The following is a 20,866-nucleotide window of genomic DNA, read 5'->3' as shown; positions in this document are numbered from 1 at the left end:
GACAGCCGTCGCACTCCAGGGAGCACTTCCATGGCCTCGCTGCCGACCCCTTCCGCCCCGCCCGCCGACAGCGGCGCCCGAGCCGCCGCCCTCCGCGACGCCCTCGCGACCCGTGTGGTCGTCGCCGACGGAGCCATGGGCACGATGCTCCAGGCGCAGGACCCCACTCTGGACGACTTCCAGAACCTCGAGGGCTGCAACGAGATCCTCAACATCACGCGGCCGGACATCGTCCGCTCCGTCCACGAGGAGTACTTCTCCGTCGGCGTCGACTGCGTCGAGACGAACACCTTCGGCGCGAACCACGCCGCACTCGCCGAGTACGACATCGCCGGGCGCGTCCACGAGCTGTCCGAGGCCGGCGCCCGGATCGCACGCGAGGTCGCCGACGAGTACACCGCCTCCACCGGACAGCAGCGGTGGGTCCTCGGCTCCATGGGCCCCGGCACCAAGCTGCCGACCCTCGGGCACGCCCCGTACACCACCCTCCGCGACGCCTACCGGCAGAACGCCGAGGGCATGATCGCCGGCGGCGCCGACGCCCTCCTCGTCGAGACCACCCAGGACCTCCTCCAGACCAAGGCCGCCGTCCTCGGCGCCCGCCGCGCCCTGGACGCCCTCGGCGCCGACCTGCCGCTGATCGTCTCCGTCACCGTCGAGACCACCGGCACGATGCTCCTCGGCTCCGAGATCGGCGCCGCGCTGACCGCGCTGGAGCCCCTCGGTATCGACATGATCGGGCTGAACTGCGCCACCGGCCCCGCCGAGATGAGCGAGCACCTCCGCTACCTCGCCCGCCACTCGCGCATCCCCCTGTCCTGTATGCCCAACGCGGGCCTGCCGGTCCTCGGCAAGGACGGCGCCCACTACCCGCTCACCGCCCCCGAGCTCGCCGACGCCCAGGAGACCTTCGTCCGCGAGTACGGACTGTCCCTCGTCGGCGGCTGCTGCGGTACGACCCCCGAGCACCTGCGCCAGGTCGTCGAGCGGGTCCGCGACCTCACCCCGACCGTCCGCGACCCGCGCCCCGAGCCCGGCGCCGCCTCGCTGTACCAGACGGTGCCGTTCCGCCAGGACACCTCCTACCTGGCGATCGGGGAGCGGACCAACGCCAACGGCTCCAAGAAGTTCCGTGAGGCCATGCTGGAAGGCCGCTGGGACGACTGTGTCGAGATGGCCCGCGACCAGATCCGTGAAGGCGCCCACATGCTCGACCTGTGCGTCGACTACGTGGGCCGCGACGGCGTCGCCGACATGGAGGAGCTCGCCGGCCGCTTCGCCACCGCGTCGACCCTGCCGATCGTCCTCGACTCCACCGAGGTCGAGGTGATCCGCGCCGGTCTGGAGAAGCTCGGCGGCCGGGCCGTCATCAACTCCGTCAACTACGAGGACGGCGACGGCCCCGAGTCCCGTTTCGCCAAGGTCACCGCGCTCGCCCAGGAGCACGGCGCCGCGCTCATCGCGCTGACCATCGACGAGGAGGGCCAGGCCCGCACCCCGGAGAAGAAGGTCGAGATCGCCGAGCGGCTGATCGCCGACCTCACGGGCAACTGGGGCATCCACGAGTCCGACATCCTCATCGACACCCTCACCTTCACCATCTGCACCGGCCAGGAGGAGTCCCGCAAGGACGGCATCGCCACCATCGAGGCGATCCGCGAACTCAAGCGCCGCCACCCCGACGTACAGACCACACTGGGCCTGTCCAACATCTCCTTCGGCCTCAACCCGGCCGCCCGCATCCTGCTCAACTCGGTGTTCCTCGACGAGTGCGCCAAGGCCGGACTCGACTCGGCGATCGTGCACGCCTCGAAGATCCTGCCGATCGCCCGCTTCGACGAGGAGCAGGTCACCACCGCCCTCGACCTCATCTACGACCGGCGCTCCGAGGGCTACGACCCCCTCCAGAAGCTCATGGCGCTGTTCGAGGGCGCCACCGCCAAGTCCCTCAAGGCGGGCAAGGCCGAGGAACTCGCCGCCCTCCCGCTGGAGGAGCGCCTCAAGCGCCGCATCATCGACGGCGAGAAGAACGGACTCGAAGCAGACCTCGACGACGCCCTGCGGACCCGCAAGGCCCTCGACATCGTCAATGAGACCCTCCTGGACGGCATGAAGGTCGTCGGTGAGCTGTTCGGCTCCGGCCAGATGCAGCTGCCGTTCGTCCTCCAGTCCGCCGAGGTCATGAAGTCCGCGGTCGCCCACCTGGAACCGCACATGGAGAAGACCGACGCCGACGGCAAGGGCACCATCGTCCTCGCCACCGTCCGCGGTGACGTCCACGACATCGGCAAGAACCTCGTCGACATCATCCTGTCCAACAACGGCTACAACGTCGTCAACCTCGGCATCAAGCAGCCGGTCTCCGCGATCCTGGAAGCCGCCGAGGAACACCGGGCCGATGTCATCGGCATGTCCGGACTCCTCGTCAAGTCCACCGTGATCATGAAGGAGAACCTGGAGGAGCTCAACCAGCGTGAGCTCGCCGCCAGGTATCCCGTCATCCTCGGCGGCGCCGCCCTCACCCGCGCCTACGTCGAGCAGGACCTCCACGAGATCTACCAGGGCGAGGTCCGCTACGCCCGCGACGCCTTCGAGGGCCTGCGCCTCATGGACGCCCTCATCGCCGTCAAGCGCGGCGTCCCCGGCGCCACCCTGCCCGAGCTCAAGCAGCGCCGGGTACGCGCCACCGAGACCGCCGTCGTCGAGGAGCGCGCGCCCGAGAGCGGCGTCCGCTCCGACGTCGCCACCGACAACTCCGTACCCGAGCCGCCGTTCTGGGGCACCCGCGTCGTCAAGGGCATCCAGCTCAAGGAGTACGCCAGCTGGCTCGACGAGGGCGCCCTGTTCAAGGGCCAGTGGGGCCTCAAGCAGACCCGCACCGGCGACGGGCCGTCGTACGAGGAGCTCGTCGAGACCGAGGGCCGGCCCCGGCTGCGCGGCTGGCTGGAGCAGCTCCACACCCAGAACATGCTGGAAGCGGCCGTCGTCTACGGCTACTTCCCCTGTGTGTCCAAGGGCGACGACCTGATCCTCCTCGACGAGCGGGGCAACGAACGCACCCGCTTCACCTTCCCGCGCCAGCGCCGCGGCCGCCGCCTGTGCCTCGCCGACTTCTTCCGCCCGGAGGACTCCGGCGAGACCGACGTGGTCGGCCTCCAGGTCGTCACGGTCGGCTCCAGGATCGGCGAGGCCACCGCCGAGCTGTTCGCCTCCGACTCCTACCGCGACTACCTCGAACTGCACGGTCTCTCCGTCCAGCTGGCCGAGGCACTCGCCGAGTACTGGCACGCCCGCGTCCGCGCCGAACTCGGCTTCGCCGGCGAGGACCCCGCCGACGTCGAGGACATGTTCGCCCTCAAGTACCGCGGCGCCCGCTTCTCCCTGGGCTACGGTGCCTGTCCGGACCTGGAGGACCGCGCCAAGATCGCCGACCTCCTGCGCCCCGAGCGGATCGGCGTCCAGCTCTCCGAGGAGTTCCAGCTCCACCCGGAGCAGTCCACGGACGCCATCGTCATCCACCACCCGGAGGCGAAGTACTTCAACGCCCGCTGACGCACGGCACAGGGCGGGCCGCTGACGGCGCGCGGCCCTGTGCCGTGGGTGACGGCGCGGCGGCGCGCCGTCACCCAGCGGGCGCACTCCGGCGCACGGCGACGTACACTGGTCGATCCAGTGCAGGCCGGTCGCATACCTCCGCCGGGAGTTCCAGGGGGGCCGCGGCCGGCCTTCTCGTCCCCCATGGAGGTGTGCCGGATGACCAGCACCGTCCCCGTGTCCCTGACCCGAACGGCCGACGGGTCCGCCCTGCAGGCCGTGTTCCTCGACATGGACGGCACCCTTGTCGACACCGAGGGCTTCTGGTGGGACGTGGAAGTCGGGGTCTTCGCCGACCTCGGCCACCGGCTGGACGAGTCCTGGCGCGACATCGTCGTCGGCGGTCCCATGACCCGCAGCGCGGGCTACCTCATCGAGGCCACCGGCGCCGACATCACCCTCCCCGAGCTGACCACCCTCCTCAACGACCGGTTCGAGGAGCGTATCGACGGCGGTGTGCCCCTCATGCCCGGCGCCGCCCGCCTCCTCGCCGAGCTGACCGCCCACGCCGTCCCGACCGCGCTGGTCTCCGCCTCGCACCGCCGCATCATCGATCGCGTCCTGCGCTCGCTCGGCCCCGACCACTTCACGCTCAGCGTCGCCGGCGACGAGGTCCCCCGTACGAAGCCGCACCCCGACCCGTATCTGCTCGCCGCCCGCCGGGTCGGCGCCGACCCCGCCAGATGCGCCGTCGTCGAGGACACCGCCACCGGCGTGGCGGCCGCCGAGGCGGCGGGCTGCCGCGTCGTCGCCGTACCGTCCCTCTCGCCCATCGCACCCGCCGACGGCCGCGTCGTCGTCGGTTCGCTCGAAGAAGTCGATCTCGGTTTTCTCCGTGCATTGATCACAGGAATGGACTGACTCGCACACCGAGCGTGTGCCGTTGAATATCGGGAAAACTCTGGGCGCCGGAGCGTGCATTTTCCGTGACGGGACGGTGGGCGCCTCGACGTGACCTTGGTCACCCAGCGTGGTGCCGACCTGGTGGCCGCAAAAACGCACATGCCCGGATCTGGCCGCTTCGGGCTGGTCCATGTGTCCGGATTCATCAGTGCCTGTACGAATCATTCCGACGTTTCCCGGCCAGTCGACCGTGCCCAAAGATCACTTTCTGATGACGTCTCAACTCGACCGCGGTCCGGTATTGGTGGCGATGCCACTAATCTTTTCGGCGAGCACTTCGCCGCGCATTCCATGTGCCACGGCCGCCACAAAGCAGCCGTGAACACATGGTCGGTCGTTCGCACCCCGGTCCGATCGCCCCGCCCCACAGGGCGGCAGCGGCGGAGGCTCCGCACAAACCACCCCCGTGCCGGACCAGGAGTACGTCCCAGATGAACCGCAAGACCTTGGCGCTGCCGGCCCTGGCGGGCCTGCCGGCCCCTCTTCTCGCCGCCTGCGGCGGCGAGACGGCCGGCACCGCCGGAGGCGACGCCATCGTCGTCGGAACCACCGACCGGTTCACCGCCACCGCGGACGCCCCCGCTCCCTTCGGCCCGGCCCACGCGTACGACACGGGAACCTGGAACGTGCTCCGCCAGACCGTCCAGACCCTGATGCGCACCCCGCGCGGCAGCGGCCGCCCCGATATCGACAGCATCGAGGCCACCGCGCTCCGCGAGGGCTTCCAGGTCGACGGCTCCGGCCCGTACACGATGACGCCCCAGGTGCGGGACGGCCACCTCGTCGACGTCGTCTTCACCAAGAACCCCCGCTGCAAGGGCGAATCCCCTGCGCCGGCGACGAGGCACGCGACTCGCTCGTCCCGGCCTCCCGCCGCGCCGTGGACCGCGCCGCCGCCCCCGTCTTCCAGCGGCTCCAGGACATCGTCGCCAACGACGTCCCGGTGCTTCCGCTTCGGCAGGGCAAGCAGTACGTCGCCTCCCGCGACACCCTCACCGGCGTCGAACGCGCGCTCAACACTTCCTCGGACCTGCAGCTCTGGGAGCTCGGCCGAGGCAACGCCTGACCCCCGCTGTACCGAAGAGATCCAGAGGCAAAGGTTCCAGTGAAGGCACACAACAAGTGGCTGACGGCCCCGCTCGCCGCGGGGCTCGCCGCCGCCACACTCAGCGGCTGCGGCACCGAAAAGGACGCCGGTTCCGGTGGCGGCGGGACGGTCGTCGTCGGCATGTCCGACGAAGTCCTGGCCACCGACCCGGCCGCCGGCTACGACCCGGGCTCCTGGCTGCTGTTCAACAACGTCTTCCAGTCGCTGCTCAGCTTCCCCAAGGGCGCCACCGTGCCCCAGCCGGAAGCCGCCGAGCAGTGCGACTTCGACAAGGGCGCCAGCACCGTCTACCGCTGCACCCTGCGCGAGGGCCTGAAGTTCAGCAACGGCAACCCGCTCACCGCGGAGGACGTCAAGTTCTCCTTCGAGCGCGCCCTGAAGATCGACGACCCGGACGGGCCCGGACCGCTCCTGTCCACGATCGACAAGATCGAGACGCCCGACGACAAGACCGTCGTCTTCACACTGAAGGTGCCCGACGCCACCTTCCCCAGCAAGATCGCCTCCGGTGCCGGCTCCATCGTCGACCACCGCGAGTACCCGGCCGACTCGCTGCGCGCCGACGGCAAGGCCATCGGCTCCGGCCCGTACAAGCTGGACTCGTTCGACGACGAGGAAGCCGTCTTCGCCGTCAACCCGGAGTACAAGGGCACCGCCAAGGTCAAGAACAGCGGCGTCACGCTGAGGCTCTACCAGGGCGACCGCAAGGCCCTCGCCGAAGCGCTGACCAACGGCGACGTCGACGTCGCCTACCGCGGCCTCGCCTCCGCCGACATCAAGGAGCTCAACGGCTCTCCGACGGCCGGCCAGAAGGGCATCGAGGTCATCGAGGGCTCCAGCGCCGAGGTCCAGCACCTGGTCTTCAACATGAAGGACCCGGTCGCCGGCAAGCTCGGTGTCCGCAAGGCCATCGCCCACCTCGTCGACCGCGACGCCCTCGTCCAGGACATCTACCAGTCCACGGCGACCCCGCTCTACTCGATCGTCCCGGCGGGCATCCTCGGCCACAACACGGCCTTCTTCGACCGCTACGGCGACCGCCCGCAGCCCGACAAGGCCAAGAAGGCCCTGCAGGACGACGGCATCAAGGACAAGGTCAAGATCACCCTCTACTCCACGCCCAGCCGCTTCGGCCCCGGCACGGACGAGCAGATCAAGGCCATCGCCAAGCAGCTCAACGACAGCGGGCTGTTCGAGGCCGAGGCGAAGTCCGTCGAGTACGACCAGTACGAGAAGGACATCGCGGCCGGCAAGTACGGCGTGTACGTCAAGGGCTGGGTCCCCGACTATCCGGACCCGGACAACTTCACGCAGCCGTTCTTCGGCGAGGACAACGTCCTCGGCAACCACTACGAGAACAAGAAGATCACCGGAAAGATCATCCCGGACACCGCCGCGGCCGCCGACCGGAGCTCCGCCCAGGAGGACTTCGGCAAGCTCCAGAACATGGTGGCCGACGACGTCCCGCTGCTCCCGCTCTGGCAGGCCAAGCAGTACGCGGTCGCCTACAACACGGTCACCGGCCTGGAGTGGACGCTGGACGCGTCGACGGTCTTCCGCTTCTGGGAGATCAAGAAGGGCTGACGCCGCCACAACACCGGTGCCCCCGTGGATACTCCACGGGGGCACCCGGCGCTTTCCGGCCTACTGCGCGCCCGGCCGCACCAGCCCGCTCTCGTACGCGTACACCGCCGCCTGCACCCGGTCCCGCAGGCCCAGCTTGGTCAGCACATGACCCACATGCGTCTTGACCGTCGTCTCCGACACGAACAGGTCCGCCGCGATCTCCGCGTTCGACAGCCCCCGCGCCACCAGCTTCAGCACCTCGACCTCACGCTCCGTCAGCGTGTTCAGGGCGCCCGGCACCGGCTCGTCCCCCGACGGGAGATGGCCCGCGTACTTGTCGAGGAGCCGCCGCGTGATGCTCGGCGCCAGCATCGCCTCACCGGCCGCCACCACCCGGATCGCCTGCACCAGCTCGTTCGCCGGCGCGTCCTTCAGCAGGAATCCGCTCGCCCCCGCCCGCAGCGCCTCCACCACATACTCGTCGAGGTCGAACGTCGTGAGCACCAGGACCTTCGCCGGCCCGTCCCGCCCCGGTCCCGTGATCTGCCGGGTCGCCTCCACCCCGTCCATCCGGGGCATCCGGATGTCCATCAGCACCACATCGGGCTGCAGCGCCCGCACCTGGTCGAGTGCCTGGAGGCCGTCCCCGGCCTCCCCCACCACCGCGATGTCCTGCTCCGCCTCCAGAATCATCCGGAAGCCGGTGCGCAGCAGCGGCTGGTCGTCGACCAGTAGGACGCGGATAGCCACGGGTACTCCTTATGAGATCGCTGGACCCGGCCCATTCTGCCCCGACCCGGCCGGGCGCACCGACAACGGGTAGACCGGGGGAGTCCCGCCGAACTCCGGACAGAACGCCTGGTGGTCGCACCAGCCGCACAGCTTCGTCGGCCGGGGCCGCCAGTCACCCGTCTCCGTCGCCGTCCGGATCGCCTCCCACAGCGCCTGCAGCTTCCGCTCCACGCGCCGCAGATCGGCCATCACCGGGTCGTACGTCACCACATCGCCGCTGCCCAGATACACCAGCTGCAGCCGCCGCGGCACCACACCCTTCAGCCGCCACACCACCAGCGCGTAGAACGTCATCTGGAACAGCGCGCTCCCGCCGTACTCCGGACGCGGCGCCTTGCCCGTCTTGTAGTCGACGATCCGCACGTCCCCCGTCGGCGCCACGTCGACCCGGTCGATCACGCCGCGCAGCCGCAGCCCCGACTCCAGCTCCGTCTCCACGAACATCTCCCGCTCCGCGGGCTCCAGCCGCGTCGGGTCCTCCAGCGTGAACCACCGCTCGACGAGCTCCTCCGCCTCCCGCAACCAGCGCGCCAGCCGCTCCCCGTCCGTGTCGTCCTCGAACAGCGTCTCCAGCTCCGGCCGCGACTCCAGCAGCCGGCTCCACTGCCCCGGGATCATCGCCCGCGCCTTCGGCGCCGTCCGCTCCAGGGCGGGATCGTCGAAGAGCCGCTCCAGCACCGCGTGCACCAGCGTGCCCCGCGTCGCCGCCGGGCTCGGCTTCTCCGGCAGCCGGTCGATCACCCGGAACCGGTACAGCAGAGGGCACTGCATGAAGTCGCTCGCACGGGACGGCGACAGCGAGGCGGGCGGCTGCGGGCTCGAAGTCATGACTCAGACCCTACGACCCGCCACCGACAGCAAGCGGCATACCATCGACGGCAGACCACCACACACTGCATGATCGAGCGAGAAACACCCCCCAACCCCACCCTCCACATCGAAGGGACCCCGTGAACCAGGACGACGAGAGCGGCGACAGCACGCGCCCGCGGTCCGACACAGAGGGCACGACCCGCGACACCGGCAAGCAGCGACGTACCGACGAACCCGGTGGCGGCCTGCTCATGGGTCGTATCTTCGGTGTGCCCGTCTACGTCGCCCCCAGCTGGTTCCTGGTCGCCGCCCTCATCACCTGGGTCTTCGGCGGACAGCTCGACCGCGTCCTGCCCGAACTCGGCAACGCCCGCTACCTGGTCTCGCTCTTCTTCGCCGTCGCCTTCTACGCCTCGGTCCTCGTCCACGAACTCGCCCACACCGTCGCGGCGCTCCGCTTCAAACTGCCGGTGCGCCGCATCCAGCTGCAGTTCTTCGGCGGGGTCTCCGAGATCGAGAAGGAGTCGGAGAGCCCCGGCCGCGAGTTCGTCCTGGCCTTCGTGGGGCCGCTGCTCTCGCTCGTACTCGGCGGGGTCTTCTACGCCGGGATGCAGGCCGTCGAACCCGGCACCGTCCCCGGCGTCCTCCTCGCCGGTCTGATGATCTCCAACCTCATCGTCGCCGCCTTCAACCTCCTGCCCGGGCTGCCCCTCGACGGCGGGCGCATGCTGCGCGCCGTCGTCTGGAAGATCACCGGCAAGCCCATGACCGGCACGATCGCCGCGGCCTGGGTCGGCCGCGCGCTCGCCGTGACCGTGCTCATCGGCCTGCCCCTGCTCACCCACACCGGCGCCCTCGGCAACGCCACCGACGAGATCAGCGGCATGGACACCGTCATGGACGCGCTGCTCGCCGCGATCCTGGCCGCCATCATCTGGACCGGCGCCGGGAACAGCCTGCGCATGGCCCGCCTCCGCGAGCACCTCCCCGACCTGCGCGCCCGCGCCCTCACCCGGCGCGCCGTCCCCGTCCAGCCCGACATGCCCCTCTCCGAGGCGCTGCGCCGCGCGAACGAGGCGGGGGCGCGTGCCCTCGTCATCGTCGACGGCCAGGGCGAGCCGACGGCGCTCGTGCGGGAGACGGCCATCGTGGGCATCCCGCAGCACCGGCGGCCCTGGGTCGCGGTGAGCGGCCTCGCGCAGGAACTCACCGACGGCATGAGGGTCCCGGCCGAGCTGGCCGGAGAGGCGCTGCTGGACCGGCTGCGCGAGACACCCGCGACCGAGTACCTGGTCGTCGAGGAGACCGGTGAGGTCTACGGGGTGCTCTCCACCGCCGATGTGGAGCGGGCGTTCGTGCGGGCCATGGCACGGCCCGAGGCGTCCTCGTAGGAGCCGCGGGGGCGCGAGGGACCGGTGTGGTCAGGGTGCACAGCCTCGGCAGGTACCCTGGTCACATGTCCGAACCGACCGGTGCCGCCCGCCGTCGCGGGCCCTTCAAGGTCGGGGACCAGGTCCAGCTCACCGATCCCAAGGGACGCCACTACACGTTCACGCTCGAGGCCGGGAAGAACTTCCACACCCACAAGGGTTCCTTCCCGCACGACGAGCTGATCGGCGCCCCCGAGGGCAGTGTTGTCCGTACCACGGGAAACGTCGCCTACCTCGCGCTGCGCCCCCTGCTCCCCGACTACGTCCTGTCCATGCCCCGCGGGGCCGCAGTCGTCTACCCCAAGGACGCGGGGCAGATCCTCGCCTTCGCCGACATCTTCCCCGGCGCACGCGTCGTCGAGGCCGGCGTCGGCTCCGGGTCGCTCAGCAGCTTCCTGCTGCGCGCCATCGGCGACAGCGGCATGCTCCACTCCTACGAGCGCCGCGCGGACTTCGCCGAGATCGCCCAGGCCAATGTGGAGCGCTACTTCGGCGGCCCCCACCCCGCCTGGCAGCTCACCGTGGGCGACCTCCAGGACAATCTGACCGACACCGACGTCGACCGCGTCATCCTGGACATGCTCGCCCCCTGGGAGTGCCTCGAGGCCGTCTCCAAGGCGCTCGTCCCCGGCGGCATCCTCTGCTGCTACGTCGCGACCACGACCCAGCTGGCCCGCACCGTGGAGTCCATCCGCGAGATCGGCTGCTACGCCGAGCCGCAGCCCTGGGAGTCGATGATCCGCAACTGGCACGTCGAGGGCCTGGCCGTCCGCCCCGACCACCGGATGATCGGCCACACCGGATTCCTCGTCACCGCCCGCCGCCTGGCCGACGGTGTCGAACCGCCCATGCGCCGCCGCCGCCCGGCCAAGGGCGCCTACGGCGAGGACTACGAAGGCCCGAACAAGGGCTGACACCCGGGCAACGTCACAGCGCCGCCGCCGAGTTCCCGCACCCCGCCGGGAAACTCCGCGGCGGCGCTGTCGCGTTCGGCCGGGTGGTGAGCGTCCCGTAGCCGTCCGACCGTCACCCGCCCGTTGCCACCCCCTGGTTCCCCCGGTCTGTGACGTGTGGCACGATGCTGGCCACCTCCACCACCCCCGCCGCACAGCCCACAGGAGACACCCCGCGTGCAGACCTCCGCCGTCCCGGACCTCGCGCACACCCACGCCCGACCGCGGCACTGGCTCGCGACCGCCACCGCCATGGCCGGCGTCGTCGTCCTCGCCGGGCTCGTCCAGCCCGAGCCCGCCACCGCCTCACTCGCCGGTACGCGGCCGGCGGCCCCCGCCCCGGACGCCCCGGCCCCCGACGCCGCCACCGCGACATACCCGCTGGCCTGCGCGGGAGCGCCCACGACGGTCGCCAGGACCGCCACCGGCGACCTCGACGGGGACGGCCGGCCCGAGACCGTCGCCGCCGCCCACTGCGAGGCCGGCTCCGGCACCCCGCCGCACGGCCTGTACGTCCTCACCCGCGGTCGCGGGGGCGGCACGGGCGCCCGCGTCGTCGCCACCCTCGTCTATCCCGCCGACAGCGTCGGCGTCGGGCACCTCGCAGTCCGTGACGGAGTCGTCACCGCGACCCTGCTCGGCTACTCGTCGCCCGACGTGCCGCGCTGCTGCCCCGATGAGCGGGAAACCGCCAACTGGCGGTGGACCGGAGGCGCGTTCCTCCGCACCGCCGGGACCCTGAGTCAGTAGGCCGCTACTCGGAGTCCGGGCCGTAGACTTCAACCCTGTCCGAAACGCGCCGTACATGGATGCAGTCGCCGGGGCACTCCTTCGCGGAGTCCACGACGTCCTGGAGCAGCGGCAGCGGTACGGGCGTCGTCGCGCCGGCCTCCTGGAGCAGCTCGTCGTCGGAGCCCTTCACATACGCCAGCCCGTCGATGTCGAGTTCGAAGACCTCGGGCGCGTACTGCGCGCAGATCCCGTCGCCGGTGCAGAGATCCTGGTCGATCCAGACCTCCAGAGCCTCTCCGGCGGCCGTGGTGGGAGCCTCGTGCTGCGCGGTCATATGCCCTGCCGTTTCCTGCGTCGGGTGAAGCGTCCAGAAGTAAGTCGGGCCCTCCCTGGCGGGTGTTGGCCACTGACGACGATACAACCGGCCGCTTTCCGATGTTGATGGGTGGGTATTCCCTTGACGTGGGGGAGAGCGCAAGGGTGAAGATCGGACACACCCCGAGAGTCTTTGTGATCTAGGGGTTTCAATCACCACCCACGCAGGTAGGGTCTGGAAGCGTCCAGCTCCCCTTGGAGGAGGTGAGGACCGTGGCAGCCCACGACGACGACATCAACCGCGGCATCCGGCCGGGGCGGGGGTCTGACGACCCTGCCGGCCAGGTCGCCTATCTCGAGCAGGAAATCGCCGTCCTGCGACGCAAGCTCGCCGACTCTCCGCGGCACACGAGGATTCTCGAGGAGCGGATCGTCGAGCTGCAGACCAACCTGGCCGGCGTGTCCGCGCAGAACGAGCGGCTCGCCAACACGCTCCGTGAGGCCCGCGACCAGATCGTGGCCCTCAAGGAGGAGGTCGACCGGCTCGCCCAGCCACCGGCGGGCTTCGGTGTCTTCCTGCAGGCCAACGAGGACGGCACCTGCGACATCTTCACCGGGGGCCGCAAGCTCCGGGTGAACGTCAGCCCGAGCATCGAGCTCGACGAGCTCAGGCGCGGCCAGGAGGTCATGCTCAACGAAGCGCTCAACGTGGTCGACGCCATGGAGTTCGAGCGCGCCGGGGACATCGTCACCCTCAAGGAGATCCTCGAGGACGGCGAGCGCGCCCTGGTCATCGGCCACACCGACGAGGAACGAGTGGTGCGCCTCGCCGAGCCCCTGCTGGACGTCACGATCAGGCCCGGCGACGCCCTGCTGCTCGAGCCCAGGTCGGGCTATGTCTACGAGGTCATCCCGAAGAGCGAGGTCGAGGAACTCGTCCTCGAAGAGGTGCCGGACGTCGACTACACCAAGATCGGCGGTCTGGGAAACCAGATCGAGCTGATCCGCGACGCCGTCGAGCTCCCGTACCTCTACCCCGACCTCTTCCAGGAGCACGAGCTCCGGCCCCCGAAGGGCATCCTGCTGTACGGCCCGCCCGGCTGCGGCAAGACGCTCATCGCGAAGGCCGTCGCCAACTCCCTTGCGAAGAAGGTCGCCGAGGTCACCGGGCAGCCCGCGGGGAAGAGCTACTTCCTCAACATCAAGGGCCCCGAGCTCCTCAACAAGTACGTCGGTGAGACCGAGCGGCACATCCGCCTCGTCTTCCAGCGTGCCCGCGAGAAGGCCGGTGAGGGCACTCCCGTCATCGTCTTCTTCGACGAGATGGAGTCCCTCTTCCGCACCCGGGGCTCCGGCGTCAGCTCGGACGTGGAGAACACCATCGTCCCGCAGCTCCTCGCCGAGATCGACGGTGTGGAGGGTCTTGAGAACGTCATCGTCATCGGTGCCTCCAACCGCGAGGACATGATCGACCCGGCCATCCTGCGGCCCGGGCGTCTCGATGTGAAGATCAAGATCGAGCGTCCGGACGCCGAGGCCGCCAAGGACATCTTCGGCAAGTACCTGACACCGTCGCTGCCGCTCCACGCGGACGACCTCGCCGAGCACAGGGGCTCCAAGGAAGCCGCCGCCCAGGCCATGATCCAGTCGGTCGTGGAGCAGATGTACGCGGAATCCGAGGAGAACCGGTTCCTCGAGGTCACGTACGCCAACGGCGACAAGGAAGTCCTGTACTTCAAGGACTTCAATTCCGGTGCGATGATCCAGAACATCGTCGACCGGGCGAAGAAAATGGCCATCAAGGCCTACCTCGACCAGAATCAGAAGGGCATTCGCGTCTCCCACCTCCTCCAGGCATGCGTGGACGAGTTCAAGGAGAATGAGGACCTGCCCAACACCACCAACCCGGACGACTGGGCCCGGATCTCCGGTAAGAAGGGCGAGCGGATCGTCTTCATCCGCACCCTTGTCACCGGAAAGCAGGGTGCCGACACCGGACGCTCCATCGACACGGTGGCGAACACCGGCCAGTACCTGTAGTAGCACGCAGAACCGGCTGCGGATGTCCCGGGAGCCCCGAAAGGGGGAGGGCATCCGCAGCCGCCTGCTTTCCACAGGGAACCGCCACGTATGGACCACACCGGAGCAATGACGCAATTGATCTCCCCCTCAGCGCAAAGGCGCTCTAGGCTCTTCCGTACCGCCGAATCGCGCAGTGCGGGGTCGGGCACCGCACACGCATCGGAGAACCGGTACTCGAGCGCCGTTCCCGCGCGGGGACGCCGCCGGGCAAGGAGGGCCGCATGACCGTACGGCGAGTAATGGGCATCGAGACGGAGTACGGGATCTCCGTCCCCGGCCACCCGAACGCCAATGCCATGCTCACCTCGTCCCAGATCGTCAACGCCTACGCGGCGGCGATGCACCGGGCGCGCCGCGCCCGCTGGGACTTCGAGGAGGAGAACCCACTGCGGGACGCCCGCGGCTTCGACCTCGCCCGCGAAGCCGCCGACGCCAGCCAGCTCACCGACGAGGACATCGGCCTCGCCAACGTCATCCTGACCAACGGCGCCAGGCTCTATGTGGACCACGCGCACCCCGAGTACAGCGCCCCGGAGGTCACCAACCCCCGCGACGCCGTCCTCTGGGACAAGGCCGGCGAGCGGATCATGGCCGAGGCGGCCGAGCGCGCCGCCCAGCTGCCCGGCGCCCAGCCCATCCACCTCTACAAGAACAACACCGACAACAAGGGCGCCTCCTACGGCACGCACGAGAACTACCTGATGAAGCGGGAGACCCCCTTCTCGGACATCGTGCGGCACCTCACGCCGTTCTTCGTCTCCCGCCAGGTCGTCACCGGCGCGGGCCGTGTCGGCATCGGCCAGGACGGCCAGGAGCACGGCTTCCAGCTCAGCCAGCGGGCGGACTACTTCGAGGTCGAGGTGGGGCTGGAGACGACCCTCAAACGGCCCATCATCAACACCCGCGACGAGCCGCACGCCGACGCCGAGAAGTACCGCCGCCTCCATGTGATCATCGGAGACGCGAACCTCTCGGAGATCTCGACGTATCTGAAGCTCGGGACGACATCGCTGGTGCTTTCCATGATCGAGGACGGCTTCATCACCGTCGACCTCGCCGTGGACCAGCCCGTGCGGACCCTTCACCAGGTCTCGCACGACCCGACGCTCCAGCGCCTGATCACGCTGCGCAGCGGCCGGACACTCACCGCCGTACAGCTCCAGATGGAGTACTTCGAGCTGGCCCGGAAGTACGTGGAGGACCGCTACGGCGCCGACGCCGACGAGCAGACCAAGGACGTGCTGGTCCGCTGGGAGGACACCCTGGGCCGGCTCGAGAACGACCCGATGAGCCTGGCCGGCGAGCTGGACTGGGTCGCGAAGCTGGAGCTCATGGAGGGCTACCGGCGCCGGGACCAGGTCGACTGGGACGCGGCACGCCTCCACCTGGTGGACCTCCAGTACGCGGACGTACGCCCCGAGAAGGGCCTGTACAACCGTCTGGCGGCCCGCGGGCGCATCAAGCGTCTCCTGGACGAGGCGGACGTGGAGCGGGCCGAGAAACAGCCTCCTGAGGACACCAGGGCGTACTTCCGCGGCCGCTGCCTGGAGCAGTACGCGGACGACGTCGCGGCGGCCTCCTGGGACTCCGTGATCTTCGACCTGCCGGGCCGTGACTCCCTGCAGCGGGTGCCCACGCTGGAACCGCTGCGGGGCACACGCGATCACGTCAAGGAGCTCCTGGACCGCTGCCGCACGGCGGAGGAGCTGGTCCGGGTCCTTTCCGGCGGCTGAGGTGCTTCACGGGGCCACCGCAGGGAATCATGAAGGTGGCCCCCGGACGTTGAGAAAGACAGGGCCGATGTCAGACCGGGCTTGTAGGGTCTGATCTTGAGACACCTGACCAAGCGGGCAATCCGAGCGGGGTGAGGGATATGGCGACCAAGGACACCGGCGGCGGGCAGCAGAAGGCCACGCGCTCCACCGAGGAGGTCGAGGAGCAGGCACCCGAGGCGCAGGCCTCGGAGGACCTCAAGGAGCGCCAGGAGAAGCTGAGCGACGACGTCGACTCCGTCCTGGACGAGATCGACGACGTACTCGAAGAGAATGCAGAGGACTTCGTGCGGTCCTTCGTTCAAAAGGGTGGCCAGTAGGGTCCCTTCCCTTCGAAACTAAGGTAATGGGGGGCTGGGTATCGAGCACGATGTGAAGAGCGCTGCTCGCGGTGGAGCGTGTACGAGCCGCGAGCAGCCTTCACACGGCGGCGCACGCCGTCCCGCCGCGGGCTTCCGCGCGGACCCGCCCGCCACCCATGTGGATCATCGTCACCGGACGGGTAAGGTCCGTGGCGTACTGTGCTTCAACTGCAATTCGGCCATCGGCAAGTTGGGAGACGATCCCGACACCGTCGTCGGGCTGCCGCCTACCTGGAGGGGAACTCGTGGAAGCCAACACTCGTAGTACCGGGCGTCTGCCGGCTGCCTTCCTGACGCCTGGGTCCTCGTCCTTCATGGACTTCCTGGCCGAGCACGCGCCCGAGCAGTTGCCGGGGCGCCGGACGCTGCCGGCCGTGAAGGGGGCGATCGAGGTGCCGCACGGCACGACGATCGTCGCGGTCACGTTCCCCGGGGGCGTGGTCCTGGCCGGTGACCGGCGGGCCACCATGGGCAACATGATCGCGCAGCGCGACATCGAGAAGGTCTTCCCGGCCGACGAGTACTCGGCCGTGGGTATCGCGGGCACGGCCGGTCTGGCCGTGGAGATGGTCAAGCTCTTCCAGCTGGAGCTGGAGCACTTCGAGAAGGTCGAGGGCGCCCAGCTCTCCCTGGAGGGCAAGGCGAACCGGCTCTCCACGATGATCCGCGGCAACCTGGGCATGGCCATGCAGGGCCTCGCCGTGATCCCGCTGTTCGCCGGCTGGGACGTGGACCGCGAGAAGGGCCGCATCTTCTCGTACGACGTCACGGGCGGCCGCTCCGAGGAGCAGGGCTACGCGGCGACCGGCTCGGGCTCGCTCTTCGCGCGCGGGTCGATGAAGAAGCTCTACCGCGAGGACCTCACCGAGCAGCAGGCCGTCACCCTGGTGGTGCAGGCGCTGTACGACGCGGCGGACGACGACTCGGCGACCGGCGGCCCGGACGTGGCGCGCCGGATCTACCCGATCGTCACGGTGATCACGGAGGACGGTTTCCGGCGGCTGAACGAGGTGGAGTCCTCCGACGTGGCCCGCTCGATCCTGGAGCGCCGTATGGAACACCCGGACGGCCCGCGCGCCGAGCTGCTCTGATGTTCCCCCAGCCACTGACAGAAAGGGACGGATAGCCGGTGTCGACGCCGTTCTATGTCTCACCCCAGCAGGCCATGGCCGACCGGGCGGAGTACGCCCGTAAGGGCATCGCCCGGGGGCGCAGTCTTGTTGTGATGCAGTATGCCGACGGCATCGTCTTCGTCGGTGAGAACCCGTCCCGTGCGCTGCACAAGTTCAGCGAGATCTATGACCGGATCGGCTTCGCCGCGGCCGGAAAGTACAACGAGTACGAGAATCTGCGGATCGGCGGGGTGCGCTACGCCGATCTGCGCGGTTACACCTATGACCGTGACGATGTGACGGCGCGTGGGCTGGCGAATGTCTACGCCCAGACCCTGGGCACCATCTTCTCGAGCGCGGGGGAGAAGCCGTACGAGGTGGAGCTGGTCGTCGCCGAGGTGGGTGTCTCGCCCGACGGTGACCAGATCTACCGTCTGCCGCACGACGGGTCCATCGTCGACGAGCACGGCTCGGTCGCGGTCGGCGGCAACGCCGAGCAGATCAGCAGCTTCCTGGACCAGCGCCACCGCGACGGCATGTCGCTGGCGGAGGCGCTGAAGCTGGCCGTGCAGGCCCTGTCGCGGGACACCAACGGCAGCGAGCGGGAGATCCCCGCGGAGCGGCTCGAAGTGGCCGTGCTGGACCGTACGCGTCCGCAGTCGCGGAAGTTCAGGCGAATCGTCGGGCGGCAGCTGGCGCGGCTGCTGGCGGCGGAGGAGCCCGCGAGCGCCCCGACGGACGACGCCGATGACGAGTCGGAGATCGCCGAGGGTCCGGAGGACTCGGAGGCGTAGTTTCCGGCCAGATTTCACGCGCTGAGCGCCCCGGTCCGCCCCCAAGGGCGGGCCGGGGCATTTCTGTGCCCGTCAGTCCTGCGGTGGTGGGGCGGTGGAGCCGCGGACCCGCAGGGTGACCGGCAGGTCCGCGCTGTCCGGTGTACGGCCGTCCAGGACGGCGAGGAGGGCCTCCATGCCCCGTTCGCCGACCCGCTCGGCGGGCAGGCCCACGGTGGTCAGCTCCGGTTCCAGGGCGGTCGCCAGCGCCAGGTCGTCGAATCCGGTGACCGACACGTCCTCCGGGACGCGCAGCCCCAGCCGCCGTACGGCCTTGCAGGCGCCGGCGGCGACGATGTCGTCGTCGCAGACCAGGGCCGTGGGGCGGGGCCCCGGCGCGGTCAGGGCCCGTTCGGCGGCCTCCCGGGCGCCGGCCACGTCGAGGGGCGCCGGGACGGTGCGTACGGTGATGTCGGGGCGTCCGCCGAGGCGTGCGGCGAGGGCCTTGGCGCGGACGTCGAAGGTCCAGGACGGGACGGCCGAGGCCAGGTGTGCGAAGCGGCGGTGCCCGAGGCCCAGGAGATGGTCCGTCACCTGACGCACACCGTCCGCCATGTCCAGGTTGACCTGCACGGCGGAGCCGGGGTCGGCGGGGTCGCTGTCCAGCATGACGAGAGGCAGGTCGGTGCCCCGGAAGGCGGTGAGGGCGCCGGTGGCCATGGAGCTGGCGATGACGCCGTCGAGGGCGGCCCGGGCGGAGGCGAACGGGTCCTTGGCGGGGCCGACGCCTTCGGGGGACGGGTAGAGGACGACGCCGAAGCCGTGCCGGGCGGCCACCCCGGCGGCGCCTGTGTAGACGCGGGCGAAGAACTCGTTGGTGAGCGCCGGGACGACGAGCAGCGCGGTGCGGGTGCGGCCGAGGCGCAGGTTGCGGGCGGCGAGGTTGGGCCGGTAGCCGAGTTCGCGGGCGGTGTCGCGGACGAGTCCGGCGGTCCGTTCGGAGACGCGGCCGCGCCACTTGTCGCCGAGGACGAGCGAGACGGTGGCCTGGGAGACGCCGACGGCGCGGGCGACGTCGCGGCTGGTGGGGCGGGGCCCGCCGAGCGGTTCCGGGGCCTTCACTGGTCCGCCTCCGTATCGGTGTCCGTGACCGCCGGCTTCTGCGTGGCGGTGCGCGGGGTGGACCCGCGGCTGCCGACATGGTACGTATGACGAATCCAGGTTATACGTAAAACCTCGTGCGTGGTGCGCCGGGGAGGGGAGCAGGACATGGGCGTGACAGGCGGCGGGTACGCCGACATCCTCAGGGCACCGCACGCCATGCGGCTGCTCGTGGGCACGCTGGTGGGCCGTCTGCCCAACGGCACCGCGCATGTCGCGATCGTGCTGTTCACGCGTGCGGAGGGCGGCGGCTACAGCCTCGCGGGCGCGCTCGCCGCCGTGTACGGGCTCGCCACGGCGGCCGGGCAGCCGCTGCTGGGGCGGGCGGTCGACCTGTACGGGCAGCCGCGCGTGCAGTTCCCGGCGGCGGTCGTGTCGGCGCTGGGCATGGTGTGGCTGGCGGCGGCGGGGATCGGGGTGCTGCCGGTGGCCTTCGCCGCCGTGGTCGTGGCGGGTTTCTTCACGCCGCCCCTGGAAGGCGGCCTGCGTGCCCTGTGGCCGAGCGTGCTGGGCAGGGAGGACCGGGTGCACCGGGCGTACGCGCTGGACGCGGTCGCCCAGGAGGTCATGTTCACGGTTGGGCCGCTGCTGGTGACGCTGCTGGTCTGGCTCTGGTCGCCGGCCGCCGCGCTGCTCGTGATCAATGTGGCGGGGCTGCTCGGCGCACTGTCGGTGGTCGTGTCGGCCCCTTCGCGCGCGTGGCGCTCGGAGCCGCGCGAGGCGCACTGGCTGGGGGCGCTGCGCTCCGGCGGACTGCTGGCGCTGCTCGGCTCGTTCTTCTTCGTCGGCCTGGCGCTCGGGTCCATCACGGTGGCCGCGATGGCCTACGCGGACCGGCACGGGGGCGACGCCGTGTACGGCGGGCTGATGGCCGCGCTGGGACTGGGCGCGCTGGTCGGCGGGCTCGTCTACGGGGCCCGGCCCTGGGCGGGCGCCCCCGAGGCCCGGCTGCGGGTGCTGGTCGGGCTGCTGGCGCTGGGGTACCTGCCGCTGATGCTCGTCCCGGGCGTGGTGGCGATGACGGTCCTGGCCGCGGTCTCGGGCGTGTTCCTGGCGCCGGCCATCGCGTGCGCGTTCATCGTCGTGGACCGGCACGCGCTGCGCGGCACGGTGACGGAGGCGTTCTCGTGGCTGGTGACCACGTTCGGTGTGGGCGCCGCACTGGGCGCGGCCGTGGCGGGCCCGGCCCTGGAGCTGGCGGGTGTGACCGCGGGGTTCGCGGTGGCCGGCGCGGGCGGGCTCGCCGCGCTGCTGGTGCTGCTGGCCACGCGCGGGGTGCTGGCGGTTTCTCCGCGAAAGGCGGCGCAGGCGGCCGAACACGTGGTGCGCGTATCGGAAAATGATCGAAACGGTACCGTCGAACCCGGTTTCAGCGCGGGCCGTCAGGCGTAATGTTCT

Annotated in this window: 17 protein-coding genes and 2 pseudogenes; 15 read left to right on the top strand and 4 right to left on the bottom strand. The window is 70.2% G+C overall.

Annotation, left to right across the window (positions count from 1 at the left end; translation table 11 throughout):
* Positions 1-30 precede the first annotated feature (30 nt).
* From metH to FVS66_RS09290, 5 genes and pseudogenes are all read left to right on the top strand, one after another.
* Positions 31-3,552: a methionine synthase gene (gene metH / locus FVS66_RS09305; RefSeq protein WP_149180544.1), complete on the top strand. Its 3,522-nt coding sequence runs from the start codon at positions 31-33 to the stop codon at positions 3,550-3,552.
* Positions 3,553-3,753: 201 nt separating this feature from the next.
* Entirely contained in the window at positions 3,754-4,455 is a 702-nt protein-coding gene (locus tag FVS66_RS09300; RefSeq protein ID WP_149180543.1) for an HAD family phosphatase, read from the top strand.
* A gap of 473 nt (positions 4,456-4,928) precedes the next feature.
* Positions 4,929-5,318 (top strand): annotated as a pseudogene (locus FVS66_RS36780) (hypothetical protein); the annotation flags it as partial.
* A gap of 59 nt (positions 5,319-5,377) precedes the next feature.
* Positions 5,378-5,563, top strand: coding sequence for a hypothetical protein (locus tag FVS66_RS36775; RefSeq protein ID WP_399225232.1), 186 nt, complete (start codon positions 5,378-5,380; stop codon positions 5,561-5,563).
* A gap of 39 nt (positions 5,564-5,602) precedes the next feature.
* Positions 5,603-7,189, top strand: a complete 1,587-nt coding sequence (locus FVS66_RS09290; RefSeq protein WP_149180542.1) for an ABC transporter substrate-binding protein — start codon at positions 5,603-5,605, stop codon at positions 7,187-7,189.
* Positions 7,190-7,249: 60 nt separating this feature from the next.
* Here the strand turns inward: FVS66_RS09290 and FVS66_RS09285 are convergent, their stop codons facing one another.
* Positions 7,250-7,921 (bottom strand): response regulator transcription factor, encoded by a 672-nt coding sequence (locus FVS66_RS09285; protein ID WP_149180541.1) that lies wholly within the window; start codon positions 7,919-7,921, stop codon positions 7,250-7,252.
* Positions 7,922-7,930: 9 nt separating this feature from the next.
* Complete coding sequence (locus tag FVS66_RS09280; RefSeq protein ID WP_149180540.1) at positions 7,931-8,791, bottom strand: RecB family exonuclease; 861 nt, start codon at positions 8,789-8,791, stop codon at positions 7,931-7,933.
* A 122-nt stretch (positions 8,792-8,913) separates the two neighbouring features.
* On the opposite strand from FVS66_RS09280, the gene FVS66_RS09275 reads away from it, so the two are divergent.
* The 3 genes from FVS66_RS09275 to FVS66_RS09265 all read left to right on the top strand — a co-directional run bounded on the left by FVS66_RS09275 (position 8,914) and on the right by FVS66_RS09265 (position 11,909).
* Positions 8,914-10,167, top strand: coding sequence for a site-2 protease family protein (locus tag FVS66_RS09275; RefSeq protein WP_149180539.1), 1,254 nt, complete (start codon positions 8,914-8,916; stop codon positions 10,165-10,167).
* A 65-nt stretch (positions 10,168-10,232) separates the two neighbouring features.
* A complete protein-coding gene (locus FVS66_RS09270; protein WP_149180538.1) occupies positions 10,233-11,120 on the top strand; it encodes a tRNA (adenine-N1)-methyltransferase in 888 nt (295 codons plus the stop codon).
* A 216-nt stretch (positions 11,121-11,336) separates the two neighbouring features.
* Positions 11,337-11,909 (top strand): hypothetical protein, encoded by a 573-nt coding sequence (locus FVS66_RS09265; RefSeq protein ID WP_149180537.1) that lies wholly within the window; start codon positions 11,337-11,339, stop codon positions 11,907-11,909.
* Positions 11,910-11,913: 4 nt separating this feature from the next.
* On the opposite strand, the gene FVS66_RS09260 is transcribed toward FVS66_RS09265, so the two are convergent.
* Positions 11,914-12,225, bottom strand: a complete 312-nt coding sequence (locus FVS66_RS09260) for a ferredoxin (RefSeq protein ID WP_149180536.1) — start codon at positions 12,223-12,225, stop codon at positions 11,914-11,916.
* A gap of 254 nt (positions 12,226-12,479) precedes the next feature.
* Between FVS66_RS09260 and arc the strand changes: the two genes are divergently transcribed.
* The 6 genes and pseudogenes from arc (at position 12,480) to prcA (ending at position 18,328) form a co-directional block, all read left to right on the top strand.
* Positions 12,480-14,246 (top strand): proteasome ATPase, encoded by a 1,767-nt coding sequence (gene arc, locus FVS66_RS09255; protein ID WP_149180535.1) that lies wholly within the window; start codon positions 12,480-12,482, stop codon positions 14,244-14,246.
* Positions 14,247-14,509: 263 nt separating this feature from the next.
* Positions 14,510-16,021 (top strand): depupylase/deamidase Dop, encoded by a 1,512-nt coding sequence (gene dop, locus FVS66_RS09250; protein WP_149180534.1) that lies wholly within the window; start codon positions 14,510-14,512, stop codon positions 16,019-16,021.
* A gap of 140 nt (positions 16,022-16,161) precedes the next feature.
* The gene (locus FVS66_RS09245) at positions 16,162-16,380 is read left to right on the top strand and encodes a ubiquitin-like protein Pup (protein WP_062646942.1); all 219 of its coding nucleotides are present in this window, start codon (positions 16,162-16,164) and stop codon (positions 16,378-16,380) included.
* A 148-nt stretch (positions 16,381-16,528) separates the two neighbouring features.
* Positions 16,529-16,716: pseudogene (locus FVS66_RS09240) on the top strand (endonuclease domain-containing protein); the annotation flags it as partial.
* The gene (gene prcB / locus FVS66_RS09235; protein ID WP_149180533.1) at positions 16,668-17,513 is read left to right on the top strand and encodes a proteasome subunit beta; all 846 of its coding nucleotides are present in this window, start codon (positions 16,668-16,670) and stop codon (positions 17,511-17,513) included. The pseudogene FVS66_RS09240 and the gene prcB, both read left to right, overlap by 49 nt.
* A 38-nt stretch (positions 17,514-17,551) precedes the next feature.
* Positions 17,552-18,328, top strand: coding sequence for a proteasome subunit alpha (prcA, locus tag FVS66_RS09230; RefSeq protein ID WP_149180532.1), 777 nt, complete (start codon positions 17,552-17,554; stop codon positions 18,326-18,328).
* Between the two features lie 72 nt (positions 18,329-18,400).
* Here the strand turns inward: prcA and FVS66_RS09225 are convergent, their stop codons facing one another.
* Positions 18,401-19,429, bottom strand: a complete 1,029-nt coding sequence (locus FVS66_RS09225; RefSeq protein WP_149180531.1) for a LacI family DNA-binding transcriptional regulator — start codon at positions 19,427-19,429, stop codon at positions 18,401-18,403.
* 147 nt (positions 19,430-19,576) lie between these two features.
* Here FVS66_RS09225 and FVS66_RS09220 point away from each other — a divergent pair, with 147 nt between their 5' ends.
* Positions 19,577-20,860: an MFS transporter gene (locus tag FVS66_RS09220; RefSeq protein ID WP_149180530.1), complete on the top strand. Its 1,284-nt coding sequence runs from the start codon at positions 19,577-19,579 to the stop codon at positions 20,858-20,860.
* Positions 20,861-20,866: the final 6 nt, after the last annotated feature.

The organism is Streptomyces sp. TRM49041 (genome assembly GCF_008271805.1).
Taxonomy (GTDB): domain Bacteria; phylum Actinomycetota; class Actinomycetes; order Streptomycetales; family Streptomycetaceae; genus Streptomyces.
The sequence above is the reverse complement of the archived record's forward strand: the minus strand, read 5'-3'. Positions and strand labels throughout refer to the sequence as shown.

Bases quoted from the DNA above. Each gene is read 5' to 3' on its own strand.
- metH (WP_149180544.1), top strand. From the start codon at position 31: ATGGCCTCGCTGCCGACCCCTTCCGCCCCGCCCGCCGACAGCGGCGCC.
- FVS66_RS09300 (WP_149180543.1), top strand. From the start codon at position 3,754: ATGACCAGCACCGTCCCCGTGTCCCTGACCCGAACGGCCGACGGGTCC.
- FVS66_RS09280 (WP_149180540.1), bottom strand. From the start codon at position 8,791: ATGACTTCGAGCCCGCAGCCGCCCGCCTCGCTGTCGCCGTCCCGTGCG.
- FVS66_RS09270 (WP_149180538.1), top strand. From the start codon at position 10,233: ATGTCCGAACCGACCGGTGCCGCCCGCCGTCGCGGGCCCTTCAAGGTC.
- FVS66_RS09260 (WP_149180536.1), bottom strand. From the start codon at position 12,225: ATGACCGCGCAGCACGAGGCTCCCACCACGGCCGCCGGAGAGGCTCTG.
- dop (WP_149180534.1), top strand. From the start codon at position 14,510: ATGACCGTACGGCGAGTAATGGGCATCGAGACGGAGTACGGGATCTCC.
- FVS66_RS09245 (WP_062646942.1), top strand. From the start codon at position 16,162: ATGGCGACCAAGGACACCGGCGGCGGGCAGCAGAAGGCCACGCGCTCC.
- FVS66_RS09220 (WP_149180530.1), top strand. From the start codon at position 19,577: ATGGGCGTGACAGGCGGCGGGTACGCCGACATCCTCAGGGCACCGCAC.